Origin of the sequence: Microvirga sp. TS319 (genome assembly GCF_041276405.1) — a bacterium.
Classification (GTDB): domain Bacteria; phylum Pseudomonadota; class Alphaproteobacteria; order Rhizobiales; family Beijerinckiaceae; genus Microvirga.
In genome coordinates this window covers 858,498-872,519 of record NZ_JBGGGT010000002.1, presented here as the reverse complement: position 1 = coordinate 872,519, position 14,022 = coordinate 858,498, and the positions used below count along the sequence as shown (strand labels likewise).

The following is a 14,022-nucleotide window of genomic DNA, read 5'->3' as shown; positions in this document are numbered from 1 at the left end:
GCCGCCATTCCTGGAAAATCCAGGCAGGGCACGCTCTTGGCTGCTCTGAAGCAGCGGCATGCCGACCGATGCCGTCCGGAGAATGCACCTCCCAGCACCCCTTCTGGCGGAACGCCGCACAGGGAGGGTTCATGACCGGATCATCTCCGATCCTCGAAATGTCCGGGATCTCGAAGACCTTCCCGGGCGTGAGGGCACTGTCCGATGTGTCGCTCACGGTCTATCCCGGCGAGATCCATGCCCTCATGGGGGAAAACGGCGCCGGCAAATCGACCCTGATGAAAATTCTCTCGGGGGCGTATCAGGCCGACAGCGGCGGAGAGATTCGGATCGACGGGGAGCCCGCAACGATCAACGGTCCCCTCGCCGCTCTTCACCACGGGATATCGACGATCTATCAGGAACTCGCTCTCGCGCCGAACCTATCGGTCGCCGAGAACATGCTGCTGGGGCGCGAGCACCGAAGCGGACCCATGATCGACCGCCGCTCGATGGAGAACGCCTGCCGGAACGTGCTCGCCAGGCTGGGGGTCTCCTTCGGGCCGTCGACCAGGGTCAGCGAATTGTCGATGGCCGAACGGCAATTGGTGGAGATCGCCCGCGCCCTCATCGCCAATGCCCGCATCCTGATCATGGACGAGCCGACCACATCCCTCTCCTCTCGGGAAACGGACGCCCTGTTCGCGCTCGTGCGGCAGCTTCGGGCGGAGGGCTTGGCCATCATCTATATCAGCCACCGAATGGGTGAGGTCTACGAACTCGCGGACAGAGTCTCGGTACTGAGGGACGGCGCCTATGTCGGAACGCTCGATCACCGAGACATCTCGGCCGATCGCCTCGTCCGCATGATGGTGGGACGCGACCTTTCCTCCTTTTACAAGAAGGACCATGACGCGAAGGGAAGCCGGGGGCCGGTGATCTTCTCCGTCCGCAACGTGGGTGACGGGCGGCGGGTCCACGACTGCTCTTTCGATCTGCACCTGGGAGAGACGCTCGGAATTGCGGGGCTTGTCGGAGCCGGAAGAACCGAACTCGCCCGCCTTCTTTATGGAGCCGATGCCCGAACCAGGGGCGAGATTCTGCTCCAGGGCCGGCCGCTCTCTATCCACCATCCGGAGGACTCGATCGATGCCGGCATCGTCTATCTGACCGAGGACCGAAAGCACCTTGGCCTCTTTCTGGACATGACGGTCCGTGACAACATCAATATGAACGTGCTCGGGCGAGATGCCCGCGCCGGGAAAGTGCTGAACCAGAAGACCGCGAGAACCCGGGCTGCCGAGGCGATCCGCTCTCTTACCATCCGGGTTGCCGGAGACATTGTGCCCGTCGGCAGCCTCTCCGGCGGCAATCAGCAGAAGGTTCTGCTCTCCCGCCTGCTCGAAACGAAGCCTCGTGTTCTCATTCTCGACGAACCGACACGCGGGGTGGATATCGGCGCGAAATCGGAGATCTATCGACTGATCGACGCGCTTGTCAGAAGCGGCGTCGGCGTCATCGTCATTTCGAGCGAGCTTCCTGAAATCGTCGGCATCTGCGACCGCGTTCTGGTGATGCGCGAGGGAAGGATCGCCGGCGAAGTGGGGGGTGCCGGTCACCCGCCCATGACCCAGGAGAACATCGTCGCGATCGCGACCGGGGTAAAGGAAGCCGCCGCATGACATCTCCCAATGAGACCAGCGCATCTCTTCAGAGTTCAGGAGCAATAAGCGCAGATGCGGGAAGGAAAAGCCTGCGGCGACGCCTTGCATGGCGATCCACCCTGCAAGCTGTCGGCATGCTGCCCGTGCTCATCATTCTCGGCATCGCCTTCGACCTCATGTCGGGGCGCTTCCTGAGCGTCCAGAACCTCTCCATCGTCGCGCAGCAAGCATCGATCAATATCGTTCTTGCCGCCGGCATGACCTTCGTCATTCTCACCGGCGGCATCGACCTCTCCGTTGGCTCCATTCTCGCGGCAGCCGCCATGGTGGCGATCCTCGCCTCGAAAATTCCCGACTGGGGCATGCTGGGCATTCCTGCCGCCATGCTGATGGGACTTGCGCTGGGCTTCGTCAACGGCGCGCTCATCGCCTTTATCGGGCTGCCGCCGTTCATCGTGACGCTCGGCTCGCTGACAGCGGTGCGCGGCCTGGCGCGCCTACTCGGAGCGGATACCACTCAGTTCAATTCGGAACTGCCCTTTGCATTCATCGGCAACGGAGATCTGTTCGGCGTTCCATGGTTGGTGGTGATCGCCCTCGTCGTCGTGCTGGTCTCCTGGTTCATCCTGCGCCGCACGGTGCTCGGCGTGCATGTCTATGCGGTCGGCGGCAACCCCGATGCGGCACGCCTGACAGGGATCAAGGTCTGGGCCGTTCTCCTCTTCGTCTACTGCGCCTCGGGCCTCACCAGTGGGCTGGGCGGTGTGATGTCTGCGGCGCGGCTCTATGCGGCGAACGGGCTTCAGCTTGGCCAATCCTACGAACTTGACGCCATCGCGGCCGTTATTCTCGGGGGGACCAGCTTCGTCGGCGGCATCGGCTCGATCTGGGGCACGCTGATCGGAGCACTCATCATTGCGGTCCTGACGAACGGCCTCATTCTCGTGGGCGTCTCCGATATCTGGCAATTCATCATCAAGGGTCTCGTCATCATCGGCGCAGTGGCTCTCGACCGTTATCGTTTGAAAGGTTCCGCGCGCACATGAAGGTCATGCCGCACGGTCACCGCGATCGAGGTTTGGTCGTCCCGACGCGGCGCAACAAAGACCAACTCACGTGGAGGAAGACACATGAAGCGTATTCTTCTGGTGGCTGTCGCAGCCGCAGCGCTCGGCGCGGGTGCGGCTCAGGCCAAGGAGCTGAAATCCATCGGCATCTCGCTCGGCTCCATGGGCAACCCGTTCTTCGTCGCCCTCGCCCGTGGCGCTGAAGCCGAGGCGAAGAAGATCAATCCGAACGTCAGGGTCACGGCCGTCGGCTATGATTACGACCTCAACAAGCAGTTCACGCAGATCGACAACTTCATTGCGGCCGGCGTCGATATGATCCTTCTCAATCCGGGGGATCCGAATGCGGTCGAACCTGCCATCAAGAAGGCTCAGGCCGCCGGCATCATGGTCGTTGCGGTCGACACGGCCGCAAAGGGCGCAGACCTGACGGTGACGACCGACAACGTTCAGGCCGGACAGATCGCCTGCCAGTACATCGTCGACAAGCTTCAGGGCAAAGGCAATGTCATCATCCAGAACGGCCCCCAGGTCTCGGCGGTCATCGACCGGGTGAAGGGCTGCAAGGAGGTCTTCGCGAAGAACAACGGCATCAAGATCCTGTCGGATGATCAGGACGCGAAGGGCTCCCGCGAAGGCGGCCTCCAGGTCATGCAGAGCCATCTCACCCGCTTCCCGGACATCAATGCGGTTTTCGCCATCAACGATCCCCAGGCCATTGGGACGAACCTCGCCGCCAAGCAGCTCAACCGAAACAACATCATCATCACGTCGGTCGACGGCGCTCCCGACATCGAAGCGGCCTTGAAGGATCCCGGCAGCCCCATGATCCAGGCTTCCGCCAGCCAGGACCCCTATGCCATGGCGCAGCTCGCCGTCCGCTTGGGCAACGACGCCATGAATGGTAAGAAGCCAGAGAATACGGTAACGTTGATGCCCTCGAAGCTGATCACGCGGGACAATGTCGGCCAGTATCAAGGTTGGTCCGCGCCCCGCTCCTGATCCTTTTGCGCCAGCTCGTGCGGCGCCGGAGGCTCCGGCGCCGTTTTGATATGGGAGCCAAGAATGATCCTGGTCTGTGGCGAAGCCCTGATCGACCTGTTTGTCGGAGCGCCGTCTCCGGTCGGGCTGTCGGCCGAGGCCGTGGCGGGCGGCTCGCCCTTCAATGTGGCGATCGGGATCGGCCGCCTCGGCCGTCCGGCCGCCTTTCTGTCGACCCTCTCGGAAGACACCTTCGGGGCCTTCCTGGCGAGCAGGCTCGCCGATGCAGGCGTCAGCGCATCCTATCTGCTGCGGTGCCCCAATCCGACCACTCTGAGCGTTGTCGCGACAACCCCATCCGGCGAACCGCAATATTCCTTCTATGCCCCGGACAGCGCGGACCGCGCCCTCGCTCCCGAGAGGCTTCCCCCGCAACTCCCGCCTGACGTGACTGCGATTGCGGCAGGCTCGTACGCGCTCGGAGTACAGCCTATCGCCAGCGCAATCGAAACGCTGCTCCGCCGTGAAGCCGGGTCGCGCGTGATCTCGCTCGACCCGAACGTCCGCCCTCGGGTGGTCGGCGACCTGGCGATCTACCGGGAGCGCTTCGAGCGGCTCATGGGATATGCGCATATCGTCAAGGCGAGCGACGAAGACATCGGTCTGCTCTATCCCGGTCAGGACCTCGTCCCGGTCGCGCGGGAGTGGCTTCAGTACGGCCCGAAGCTCGTCGTCGTGACACGGGGTGCGGAGGGACCCCTATGCGTCTTCGGCCCCTCTGTCATCGAGCGCCCTGCGCCTCGCATCGATGTGGTGGACACGGTCGGCGCGGGCGACACCTTCCACGCCGGGCTGCTCTCCTGGTTCGATGCGAACGAGCTTCTCACGCCTCACGGCTTTGCCGGATTGAACGAAGCCCATGTTACGGCAGGTCTTGATTTCGCGGCAGCCGCGGCAGCCATCGTCTGTACCCGGCGAGGCGCGAATCCCCCGACATGGGAGGAAGTGAACCGTTTCATGGCAGAGCGTGCTTAGGGTCCGTTGGAGTTCGACATGGAGATGCCTCTTCCCATTCTTCCCGCAACCGGCTCAAGCTGGCCAACCCGCCCCTTTCACCGCCGATGGCTGATGGAGCAGGCCGACACTCTGTTCGAGCTCTTCCAGCACGGGAGCATCAACCCGGCGGGCGGGTTCTTCAATCTCGACGATGCTGGCCGTCCTCTCGACCTCACCGATTCGATCCGGCAGATCCACAGCACGACGCGTCTCGTGCACTGCTTCTCCATCGGTGTTCTTCTGGGTCGTCCCGGATGCGACGCGATCGTCGATCATGGCATGGACTATCTCTGGAAGAGCCACCGCGACGCCAGGCATGGAGGTTATGTCTGGTCGCTCGACGACAATGGACCCCAGGACGATACGAAGCAGGCCTATGGTCACGCCTTCGTGCTGCTGGCCGCCGCGAGCGCCAAGGTTGTCGGACACCCTCTCGCCGATCGGCTCCTGACCGACGTCACGGAGGTGCTGGATGAGCACTTCTGGGAGGAGAGACATGGTGCCGTCGCAGAAGAATTCGCCCGCGACTGGTCACCGATCAGCCAGTATCGCGGCCAGAATTCGAACATGCATCTTACCGAAGCGTTGATGGCCGCTTTCGAGGCGACAGGTGAGAGAACCTATCTCGCAAGGGCCCAGCGCATCGCGGAGCTGATCATCGGGCGACACGCCGCATCGCTCGGCTACCGGGTGGCTGAGCACTTCCATGCGGATTGGTCCTTGGACCGGGATTATCGCGGCTCCGATGTGTTCCGTCCCTTTGGCACGACGCCGGGGCATTGGCTCGAATGGGCGCGCCTTCTGGTGCAGCTCTGGGTGCTGGGCGGCAAGCGGCATGGCTGGATGCCTGAGGCCTCCCGCGAATTGTTCAAGCAAGCGGTCGAGCTCGGATGGGATAAGGAGAGGGGCGGCTTCTTCTATGCCCTCGATTGGAACGACCAGCCAAGGCTGCCGCACAAGCTCTGGTGGCCCTGTGCAGAAGCCATAGGCGCGGCCGCCTTCCTATGCGAACACAGCCCGAGCGCGTTTCACGAAACTTGGTACCGGCACGTCTGGAGTTTCGTGGACCAGCACCTGATCGACCACGAGCGAGGTGGCTGGCATCCGGAACTCTCCGAAGACCTCCAGCCGACCGGCACATTGTTCACGGGCAAGCCCGACCTGTACCATGCCCTGCAGGCCTGCCTCATTCCACTCTTCCCCGCAACGGGAAGCCTAACGCGGGTCATATCCGAGGAAATGGGTTAGCACATCAGACGCAAAAGTGGGGACCGGTTTTGCATGAAAAGATGCTCAGAAAACCGTAGACTTACAGCATCGGATGTGGGTTCGATGTCACGTCCGATGCTGTAGAGCGGCGCCGCCGAGGGCCCTTTCCGTTAAGGCATTTCCTACATGCGGTGGAAAGCCCGCACCGCATCTCCGAATGCCTGGAAGATCCTGCGCGACAACTCGTTCTCGGAAGCCTGGAACTCCGGATGCCATTGAACGCCCAGGCTGAAGGTGCGTCCGTCGACGCTGACCGCCTCGATCGTTCCATCCGGCGCCCTTGCCTCGACGGTGAGGCCATTCCCTAATCTGTCGATGGCCTGGACGTGCAGAGAGTTCACGACGGGAGTTTTCCCGTCGGTCAGTGCCGCCATGAAGCTGCCCGGCGTGACGAGCAGTTCGTGGGCCGGGCCGTAGAGCTGTTCGAGCGGGGCACCGGAAACCCAGGAGCCATGGCAGTGGTGCTCCTCATCCGTGGCGATATCGGCATGGAGACTGCCGCCGAAGGCGACGTTGAGCTCCTGAATGCCACGGCATATGGCCAGCATCGGGAGATCGCGCTCGCACACCAGCCGGATCAACCTGAACGCAGCGTCGTCCCGACCGGCATCGAAGGGCCTGTACCGGGCCTCCTCGGCGCCAGGCTCGAAATAGTCCGGATGAACGTTCGTTGCCGCCCCCGTGAAAAGGATGCCGTCGACATGGTCGAGGATGTTCTCGAGTCCGGAAGAGTTCTCCAGCGCGGGAAGGATGATCACGTCGACGCCGGACAGGTCGACGAGGGCGCGAAGATACTTCTCGTCCACGGATTGTGTCGGCAGCAATCCGTCGTAGGTTCGGTTGCCGAGAATTCCTACGATAGGCTTCGAACCTAACCGTTGGGTCATGAGACTGCCTTTCAAGCAGCTGGCCACGTCCGGCTGCTGCGAGGGGTTGATCGTCGGGCTGTCGTTCAGCCTCGCAGAATGTCAGCCAGCGAGACACGCGTTGTGCCGTCCCGGCCGACGAAGGAATCCGCCGAGAGCATCGAATTCAACACGGCTTCCTGCGTCGCCTCGGCGGCGGCGCGAAACAGGAGGTCGATCCTGTTTTCATTCAGGACCCGCATGTCGAGAATATCGGCACCACTGTCATGTTCCACCGTATTGGCGGTCGTGAATGCGATGGCGATATCGCCGCTGCCATGGCCCCAGAAAGAACCGAGTCGGGCAAGCCCTGCTCCGGCGCGCTTGGCGACCCGGTTGAGCTGGCGATGCTCCAGCGGCGCATCCGTGGCGAGAACGATGATGATCGAACCCTTCTCCTGCGCCCTGACGGGCGGCTCTGCCATCTTCGGGCTGGGACGGCGGCCATCCGGCAGCACGAGGTCCCCGGCATTGCCGAAGTTGGACAGGACCAGCACCCCCACATGATGTTCATTTCCATCAAGTTCGATCCTGCGCGAGGACGATCCGATGCCGCCCTTGAAGCCGAAGCAGGTCATGCCGGTTCCCGCGCCGACGCTCCCCTGCCCCACGGGCCCGTCCTGCGCAGCCTCGAGGGCAGCCCATGCGTGGTTCTCCGTCACCGCCAGAGCCTGGATGTCGTTCAAGGGCCCGTCGTTGCATTCGCCCACCACCGGATTGACGGTCGATGTCGAGCGCCCGATATCCGGATTGCGCGAGATCGCATCCCTGATCAGGGCTGTCGCGCAGGTGCCGACGGAGAGTGTGTTCGTGAGAAGAATGGGCGTCTCGATCGTCCCCAGCTCGTCGACCTGAACCAGCCCCGTCGATTTCCCGAAGCCGTTGATCACATGAGATGCAGCGCCGACCTTACGTCGGAAGAGATTGCCCGAATGCGGCAGGATCGCCGTGACGCCGGTATTGACGTCGCGGTCGCGCAATGTGCAGTGCCCCACGCGGACGCCCGGCACATCCGTGATCGCGTTCCATGGACCCTGCGGAAGAATTCCGCAGACCAGATTGAAATCTTTGACTGTTCGGCTCATCCCTGTCTCACGCTGTGATGTCGGCCGTCAGAGGCGCCCGGCATCGATGATCCGCTTGAGGAATGCCTTGGTTCGGTCGCCCTGAGGGTTCCCGAAAATCTGGGAGGGCGGTCCTTCCTCGTAGACGATTCCCTCTTGCAGGAAGCACACCTTGTCGGCCACTTCGCGGGCAAACCCCATTTCGTGCGTGGCGAGTACCATCGTCATGCCTTTGGCGGCAAGGTCCCGCACGATATCGAGCACCTCGGAGACGAGTTCCGGGTCGAGGGCCGAGGTGATTTCGTCGAGCAGAAGCAGCGCCGGATCCATCATCAGAGCGCGGACGATGGCGACGCGCTGCTGCTGCCCGCCCGAGAGCCGGTCAGGATATTCGTCCGCCTTGTGTGCCAGGCCGATGCGCGACAGAAGCGCCATGGCTTTGTCGCGGGCCTCGCCGCGATCCATTCCGAGCACCTTGAGCGGACCGAGCGTGATGTTCTCGATCACGCTCATATGCGGGAACAGATTGTAGCCCTGGAACACGATGCCGATTTCACGGCGCAACACGTCGAGGTCCACGCCGGGACCGGTGATGCGGTCGCCATGCAGTCGGATCTCGCCGCCCTGGATGGTCTCAAGCCTGTTGATGCACCGAAGCAAGGTGGACTTGCCGCAGCCCGACGGCCCGATCAGGCAGACGACCTGATGCTCCTCGATATCCAGGGAGAGGCCGTTCAGCACGGCCAGGCTCCCATAATGCTTGTAGGCCTTGTCGATCTCAACGAGTGCCATGGTGTTGTCCCTTCCGCCGTTCCGTTGTCGCCTTGGGCCGGTGCTCAACCGGACCGCCGCTTGCTGCGGTCGCGCTCGATGAGCTTGTCGACGAAGCGGGCCTGCGGGATCGTGATCAGAATGAAGATGATGGCGACTGTCGTCACCGCCGAGAGATTGAAATTGTTGCTGGCAATGATCTTCGACTGATTGAAAGCGTCGATCGTCCCGATGATGGCGACGAGCGCCGTATCCTTCTGAAGGCTGATGCAGTTGTTCATCAGGGGCGGAATGATGCCGCGAACAGCCTGAGGAACGATCACGTAGCGCATCGTCCTGAAGTAGGAGAGGCCGAGCGAGCGCGCAGCGGCGATCTGACTTGGATGCACGCTTTCGATGCCGGCGCGATAGACCTCGGAGGTATAGGCGCCGTAGGTAAGCGTCAGCGCAATGATGGCATAGGCGTTCGAGGAGAGATCCTTCAGGATCGGCAAGTTCGTGAGCGGTAGCCCGAAGCCGATCAGATAGATGGTGATGATGGCGGGCAGGCCGCGGAAGAGATCGCTGTAGATGATAGCGATCGTCCGGATCGGGCGGCCCGCTTCGCCCGGCAACGTGCGGGCAATCGCGACCACGAGAGCCCAGACGAGGATCAGCACCGCGGAGACCGCGAAGATGAGCACATTGGTTCCGAAGGCCTTGAGCACCGTCGCTGCCGAGCGGATGATCAGCTCGATGTCGAAGAATGTGCGGCTGACGGCAGCATCGTTCACCACCATGAACCAGGCAAGCGCGCACAGGATCAAAAAGGCGACGGAATACGAGATGGCCTTCCAGGACATCTCCGACGCCCTGGCGCCGAGGGCGCGGGCTTCATAGACGTCGGACGACGACTTGGCTTTCGCCGACAGGCGGGCCGCCTGTGCCGCGAACGCCACGACGAGGAAGGACAGGGCGGCAGGAAGGAGTCCCAAGATCCGGACAGGCCATGCAGCCCATCCCTCCTCGATCGCGAACTGACCGACGGAGATGACCGTTGCCACCACGGCCATGAAAGTGAGCGCGGTGATCGAGAGTGCCGCCAAGGTCTGAGCGCCGTAGACGCGAACCTTGCTACGAGCGCGCCATTGATTGGCGCGCTCGACACTGGCCTGAAAAGCCGGTTTGTTCATCGCTTCCGATACCTGTCTCAGTGCTTCCAGGTCGGGACGTTGTCCGGCGAGACGCCACCCCAGGACGGCAGAAGGTAAGCAGCCTCGAGCTTCTTCAGCGTGCCGTCGTCCTTGAGCTCCTGAATGATCGCATCGATGACGGGCTTGTTGGCCGAGCCCTTCGGATAGATGCCTGCCGTCTCGCCGCCGCTGGGATACTGGCCGACGACCTTCAACCGACCCTTGGAGTTCGCGACCTGACCCAGAACGATGGTGAGATCCGTCATGACGGCATCGACCTTGCCGGCGGCCGCGGCCGTGAACATGGAGGCCGTGTCGTCATAGACGTCGACCTTGGAAGCCTTCAGCGTCTCCTGGGCGAAGGGCACCAGCGTCGTGCCGGCCTGCACGCCGACGCGACCAGACTTGATCGAAGCCTCGGTCACGTTCGCATCCGCCTTCGTGGCGACACCGTAGCTGGAATTCATGTAGACCGTCGAGAAGTCGACCACCTTCTTGCGTGGCTCGGTGACCGAGATCAGGGCAAGCGCGATATCGAAATCCTTGTTCTGCCCGGCCACGATGGAGTCGAATGAAGCATTGACGAGCTTCACCTTGTCGAGGCCGAGACGGTGAGCGATGTTGACGGCCATGCAGAATTCGTAGCCGTCACGGATGGTCTCGGGCGTATCGCCGTTGAACTGTCCGACCGCAGGCAGGTTGATGATCACCGTGAACTGGCCCGGCACCGCAGGCTTGATCGACTGGGCGCCCTTCTTGCCGGTCACCTCGCATTGCCCGTAGCCGACCGTCTCGGCGGACGCGATACCGGCCGCCATGAAGGTGAGCGCCGAGGCGAGCAGCGCGGTTTTGATGGCTTTGAATGTCATTGTCTTAGTCCCCTTTGGCTTTTGTGGTGGCACTATCTATTGAACCGCGGCTCGTTCGAGGGCGAGGTTCAGGTAGATCTCTTGAATGCGGCGTGTGACCGGACCGGGTCTTCCCTCCCCTATCCGGTGGCCGGAAATCTCGATGACCGGCGTGACGAGGCTCGAGGCGCTCGTGAGAAACGCTTCGCGAGCAAGGCGCGCCTCGTCCGCAGTGAACAGGCGCTCTTCAACCTGCAGCCCGTGATCGGCCGCGACCTGCAGCACGGCGCGCCGCGTGCATCCCGGCAATGTGGCCCGCGAATTCGGCCTGGTGATGATCTTGCCGGCCTGCGTGATGATAAACGCCGTCGAGGAGGCACCCTCCGTAATGAAGCCGTCCTGGACCATCCATGCCTCGAAGCAGCCCTGCGCTTTGGCATCGCGCTTCGCCTGTACCTGGGCCAGGAGCATCACGGTCTTGATATCGCGGCGCCCCCAGCGAATGTCATCGACCAGCGCGACCCTGACCCCGGTCCTGTGGGCGTCCGTATCGACGAGCTTCTTGACCTGAGTGAAGGCGATGAAATTCGGCCTCAGCGCATTACCGTAATCGAAATTCCTGTCCTCGCTCCCGCGCGTCACCTGAAGATAGACGACGCCCTCGTTGAGCTCGTTGCGAGCAATGAGGCTGTTTTGCATGGCGACGATGTCGTCTCTCGACACTGGCATCGGAATGCCGAGCTCGTTCAAGGAGCGTTCGAGCCGATCGAGATGGAGATCGTTGTCGATCATACGGCCGCCGATCACGGCGCTTACTTCGTAAATGCCGTCGCCGAACAGAAAGCCCCGATCGAAGATCGAGATATGCGCCTCGGATTCAGGCACGTAGCGTCCGTTGATGTAGATTGTTCTCGGCAACGCGTTTCCCCTTTGAGACTGAGGTGTGCCGCGAACGCTAGTGAGATCACCTGCATATTGCTAATGCCGTGTTTCTCTGATCATGATGCAGAAAATGCATAATGATAGGGAGTTTCGATTGGCATTCGCTCCCGCAGGAGGCACAAGGGGAACATGGAGCTGAAATGGCTGGAGGATTTCTGCTGCCTTGCGGAGCATCTGAGCTTCTCGAAAGCCGCGTCCCTCCGCGGCGTCTCGCAACCCGCTTTCAGCCGGAGAATCCGACAACTGGAAGAATGGATGGGTGTGACGCTCATCAACCGGGCGATTTTTCCATCTGAGCTCACCCACGAAGGCAGGCGGTTTCTGCCCATTGCGGAGCAGACCGTCCGGGAATGGCATGAGCACCGAACGGCGCTGCGACCGGACCCGTCAGCCGAACGACACCGGCTGACATTCTCGGCGCTCCACACCCTGACGGTCACGTTCTTTCCGGACTGGCTTCAATCGATTCAGAAGGCTCTGCCGGCCTTCAGCTCACATCTCAGCCCGGACAAGGGCGGCATCGAGGACAACATCGCATCCCTCGTCGACGGCAATTGCGACTTCCTGTTGACCTATGCCCACGCGTCCGTCCCGTTCCTCCTCGATCAGGCGCGGTTCCCTTATCTCGTGCTCGGCACCGAGGAAGTGCTGCCGGTCTCACGCCCCCAACCGGCCGGGCCGATTCTCGACCGCGCGGTTGAAAGCACCCACTCCGTGCCCTTCATCAGCTACGGCGACTTCTCGTTCTTCGGCGTCGCCCTGAACAAGCTCTTCGCCAACCGGCCGCTCCTGAACAGGCAGGTTGTCCACGAGAACACCATCTCCATCGGCCACAAGGCCATGGCGCTGGCGGGCTGGGGCGTCGCGTGGCTGCCATTGAGCCTCGTCAGGCAGGAATTGGCTGAGGGCACCCTGGTGCCCGCAAGCGACGACCCTGCCTGGTCCCTGACGATCGAGATCCGCCTCTACCGGCACTCCCAGCGGGCACGGCCCATCGTGGACGAGCTTTGGAGAGCCGCCGGCCTCCGTAGCGTCCTCGTCACACCGTGATGAAGCGGATCGCCCTTAAGACCTCGAAGTAGTCGTTCGAGACGAAGCGCAGCATGCAGGGCTTGGGGTGCTCCACGCCCGGATAGAAACTGGAGCGGTATGCGTCGCTGGCATTGTTGAACTCGAGCTCGACCTCGAATCTGTCGGGGAGCGTGAGCGCGCATTGCGAACGACCTTCCGTCAGCGCTTCCTCGACACCCTCGCGAATCATCCGAACGGCCTTCGAGGGCGCGACCGACATCGTGGCGCGCCCGAAGCCCTCGCTGAGAGCAATGGTCTTCATTCCAGGGACGAGCCGTTTTGCGGCGGCACAGATCCCCCGATCGCCCGAGAGGAACACCGGCGGCACGCCGTTCAGAGCCGCCGTGTAGGCATTAACCGTGAATTCCGAAGCAAGCTCGCCATTGATCGAAAGCCGAGCGATTCGCTCATTCATCGTATGGGCAAGCGGATTGGTATCCGACCCTGCCGCGTCATGGTAGCCGATAAAGAGCGCCGCGTCGTAGCTCGAATCCAGCCCGAACATCATCACGTAGGGATGTCCGCTCCACGCGCGAACGATTCGCGCGTAGTCCGGCAGACGCGAGACGATCACGTTGCAGCCGGACTCGTGCGCATCCTTGATCAGAATGTCGGTCGCGCCAGCGGCACGCGCGCCTTCGCAGGCCGCGACCACTTCGGCCGTCATCTGCTCGCGAAACTCCTGGTATCCGGCCCGGCCTTTATGAACCTCGTCCCAGGTCGTGATCGCTGCAGAGCCCTCGATATCGGCACTGATGAAGACCTTCATTCCACCTCTCCGCATTCTCGCGCATCCAGAGCTGTTTTCACGGGCGTGGAATCAGCTCTCTTCTTTGATCGGCCGCACATTTTGACGGCGAAGCGGATCCGCTTCGCCGTCAAAATGTGCGCTAAGACCCTCAATCGGCAGAGCATGGGATTGTCTGTCCGGGATCGCGGAAGGCCGCGCCGACTGAATGAATCCTGCCCTATGTCCAGAGAGGCAGACTCCGCAAGTCGAATCTGCGCGGGAAAGCTTCGGCACGAACCGAATCGCGACTTGTCTTAAGCCGCTCGCCCCAACGGGCATCGACCCGGATCACAAGCCAGCGTCCCGGCATGGGCGATCTCGACGATCAATCGATGATGAAGGGAAAAATGGCGCGCCCGAAAGGATTCGAACCTCTGACCCCCAGATTCGTAGTCTGGTGCTCTATCCAGCTGAGCTACGGGCGCTTGGTCGGCAGATCGTCG

General features: G+C 62.2%; 13 protein-coding genes and 1 tRNA gene. 6 read left to right on the top strand and 8 right to left on the bottom strand.

Annotation, left to right across the window (positions count from 1 at the left end):
- Positions 1-131: 131 nt before the first annotated feature.
- From AB8841_RS13440 to AB8841_RS13420, 5 genes are all read left to right on the top strand, one after another.
- Entirely contained in the window at positions 132-1,661 is a 1,530-nt protein-coding gene (locus AB8841_RS13440; protein ID WP_370436338.1) for a sugar ABC transporter ATP-binding protein, read from the top strand.
- The gene (locus AB8841_RS13435; RefSeq protein WP_370436337.1) at positions 1,658-2,689 is read left to right on the top strand and encodes a ribose ABC transporter permease; all 1,032 of its coding nucleotides are present in this window, start codon (positions 1,658-1,660) and stop codon (positions 2,687-2,689) included. Before AB8841_RS13440 ends, AB8841_RS13435 begins: the two co-directional genes overlap by 4 nt.
- Positions 2,690-2,773: 84 nt before the next feature.
- Complete coding sequence (locus AB8841_RS13430) at positions 2,774-3,712, top strand: ABC transporter substrate-binding protein (protein WP_370436336.1); 939 nt, start codon at positions 2,774-2,776, stop codon at positions 3,710-3,712.
- Positions 3,713-3,775: 63 nt separating this feature from the next.
- Positions 3,776-4,726, top strand: coding sequence for a carbohydrate kinase (locus tag AB8841_RS13425; protein WP_370436335.1), 951 nt, complete (start codon positions 3,776-3,778; stop codon positions 4,724-4,726).
- Positions 4,727-4,744: 18 nt separating this feature from the next.
- Entirely contained in the window at positions 4,745-5,995 is a 1,251-nt protein-coding gene (locus AB8841_RS13420; protein WP_370436334.1) for an AGE family epimerase/isomerase, read from the top strand.
- A 143-nt stretch (positions 5,996-6,138) separates the two neighbouring features.
- Here the strand turns inward: AB8841_RS13420 and AB8841_RS13415 are convergent, their stop codons facing one another.
- The 6 genes from AB8841_RS13415 to AB8841_RS13390 form a co-directional block, all read right to left on the bottom strand.
- Positions 6,139-6,903: a gamma-glutamyl-gamma-aminobutyrate hydrolase family protein gene (locus tag AB8841_RS13415; RefSeq protein ID WP_370436333.1), complete on the bottom strand. Its 765-nt coding sequence runs from the start codon at positions 6,901-6,903 to the stop codon at positions 6,139-6,141.
- A gap of 65 nt (positions 6,904-6,968) precedes the next feature.
- Positions 6,969-8,006: a P1 family peptidase gene (locus AB8841_RS13410; RefSeq protein ID WP_370436332.1), complete on the bottom strand. Its 1,038-nt coding sequence runs from the start codon at positions 8,004-8,006 to the stop codon at positions 6,969-6,971.
- Positions 8,007-8,033: 27 nt separating this feature from the next.
- Positions 8,034-8,777 (bottom strand): amino acid ABC transporter ATP-binding protein, encoded by a 744-nt coding sequence (locus tag AB8841_RS13405; RefSeq protein WP_370436331.1) that lies wholly within the window; start codon positions 8,775-8,777, stop codon positions 8,034-8,036.
- 44 nt (positions 8,778-8,821) lie between these two features.
- A complete protein-coding gene (locus AB8841_RS13400) occupies positions 8,822-9,928 on the bottom strand; it encodes an amino acid ABC transporter permease (RefSeq protein ID WP_370436330.1) in 1,107 nt (368 codons plus the stop codon).
- A gap of 17 nt (positions 9,929-9,945) precedes the next feature.
- Complete coding sequence (locus tag AB8841_RS13395) at positions 9,946-10,797, bottom strand: ABC transporter substrate-binding protein (RefSeq protein ID WP_370436329.1); 852 nt, start codon at positions 10,795-10,797, stop codon at positions 9,946-9,948.
- A gap of 36 nt (positions 10,798-10,833) precedes the next feature.
- A complete protein-coding gene (locus AB8841_RS13390) occupies positions 10,834-11,694 on the bottom strand; it encodes a D-amino-acid transaminase (protein ID WP_370436328.1) in 861 nt (286 codons plus the stop codon).
- Between the two features lie 153 nt (positions 11,695-11,847).
- Between AB8841_RS13390 and AB8841_RS13385 the strand changes: the two genes are divergently transcribed.
- On the top strand, positions 11,848-12,768 hold the full coding sequence (locus AB8841_RS13385; protein WP_370436327.1) for a LysR family transcriptional regulator: 921 nt from the start codon (positions 11,848-11,850) through the stop codon (positions 12,766-12,768).
- Here the strand turns inward: AB8841_RS13385 and AB8841_RS13380 are convergent.
- Both AB8841_RS13380 and AB8841_RS13375 read right to left on the bottom strand, forming a co-directional pair.
- Complete coding sequence (locus AB8841_RS13380) at positions 12,758-13,558, bottom strand: M55 family metallopeptidase (protein ID WP_370436326.1); 801 nt, start codon at positions 13,556-13,558, stop codon at positions 12,758-12,760. The two genes, AB8841_RS13385 and AB8841_RS13380, sit on opposite strands and share 11 nt — an antisense overlap.
- Before the next feature lie 369 nt (positions 13,559-13,927).
- Positions 13,928-14,004 (bottom strand) — tRNA-Arg (locus tag AB8841_RS13375).
- Positions 14,005-14,022 lie beyond the last annotated feature (18 nt).

What these genes read in the sequence shown, in the direction of transcription:
- AB8841_RS13440 (WP_370436338.1), top strand. Translation starts at nt 132, where the DNA reads ATGACCGGATCATCTCCGATCCTCGAAATGTCCGGGATCTCGAAGACC.
- AB8841_RS13435 (WP_370436337.1), top strand. Translation starts at nt 1,658, where the DNA reads ATGACATCTCCCAATGAGACCAGCGCATCTCTTCAGAGTTCAGGAGCA.
- AB8841_RS13430 (WP_370436336.1), top strand. Translation starts at nt 2,774, where the DNA reads ATGAAGCGTATTCTTCTGGTGGCTGTCGCAGCCGCAGCGCTCGGCGCG.
- AB8841_RS13425 (WP_370436335.1), top strand. Translation starts at nt 3,776, where the DNA reads ATGATCCTGGTCTGTGGCGAAGCCCTGATCGACCTGTTTGTCGGAGCG.
- AB8841_RS13420 (WP_370436334.1), top strand. Translation starts at nt 4,745, where the DNA reads ATGGAGATGCCTCTTCCCATTCTTCCCGCAACCGGCTCAAGCTGGCCA.
- AB8841_RS13415 (WP_370436333.1), bottom strand. Translation starts at nt 6,903, where the DNA reads ATGACCCAACGGTTAGGTTCGAAGCCTATCGTAGGAATTCTCGGCAAC.
- AB8841_RS13410 (WP_370436332.1), bottom strand. Translation starts at nt 8,006, where the DNA reads ATGAGCCGAACAGTCAAAGATTTCAATCTGGTCTGCGGAATTCTTCCG.
- AB8841_RS13405 (WP_370436331.1), bottom strand. Translation starts at nt 8,777, where the DNA reads ATGGCACTCGTTGAGATCGACAAGGCCTACAAGCATTATGGGAGCCTG.
- AB8841_RS13400 (WP_370436330.1), bottom strand. Translation starts at nt 9,928, where the DNA reads ATGAACAAACCGGCTTTTCAGGCCAGTGTCGAGCGCGCCAATCAATGG.
- AB8841_RS13395 (WP_370436329.1), bottom strand. Translation starts at nt 10,797, where the DNA reads ATGACATTCAAAGCCATCAAAACCGCGCTGCTCGCCTCGGCGCTCACC.
- AB8841_RS13385 (WP_370436327.1), top strand. Translation starts at nt 11,848, where the DNA reads ATGGAGCTGAAATGGCTGGAGGATTTCTGCTGCCTTGCGGAGCATCTG.
- AB8841_RS13380 (WP_370436326.1), bottom strand. Translation starts at nt 13,558, where the DNA reads ATGAAGGTCTTCATCAGTGCCGATATCGAGGGCTCTGCAGCGATCACG.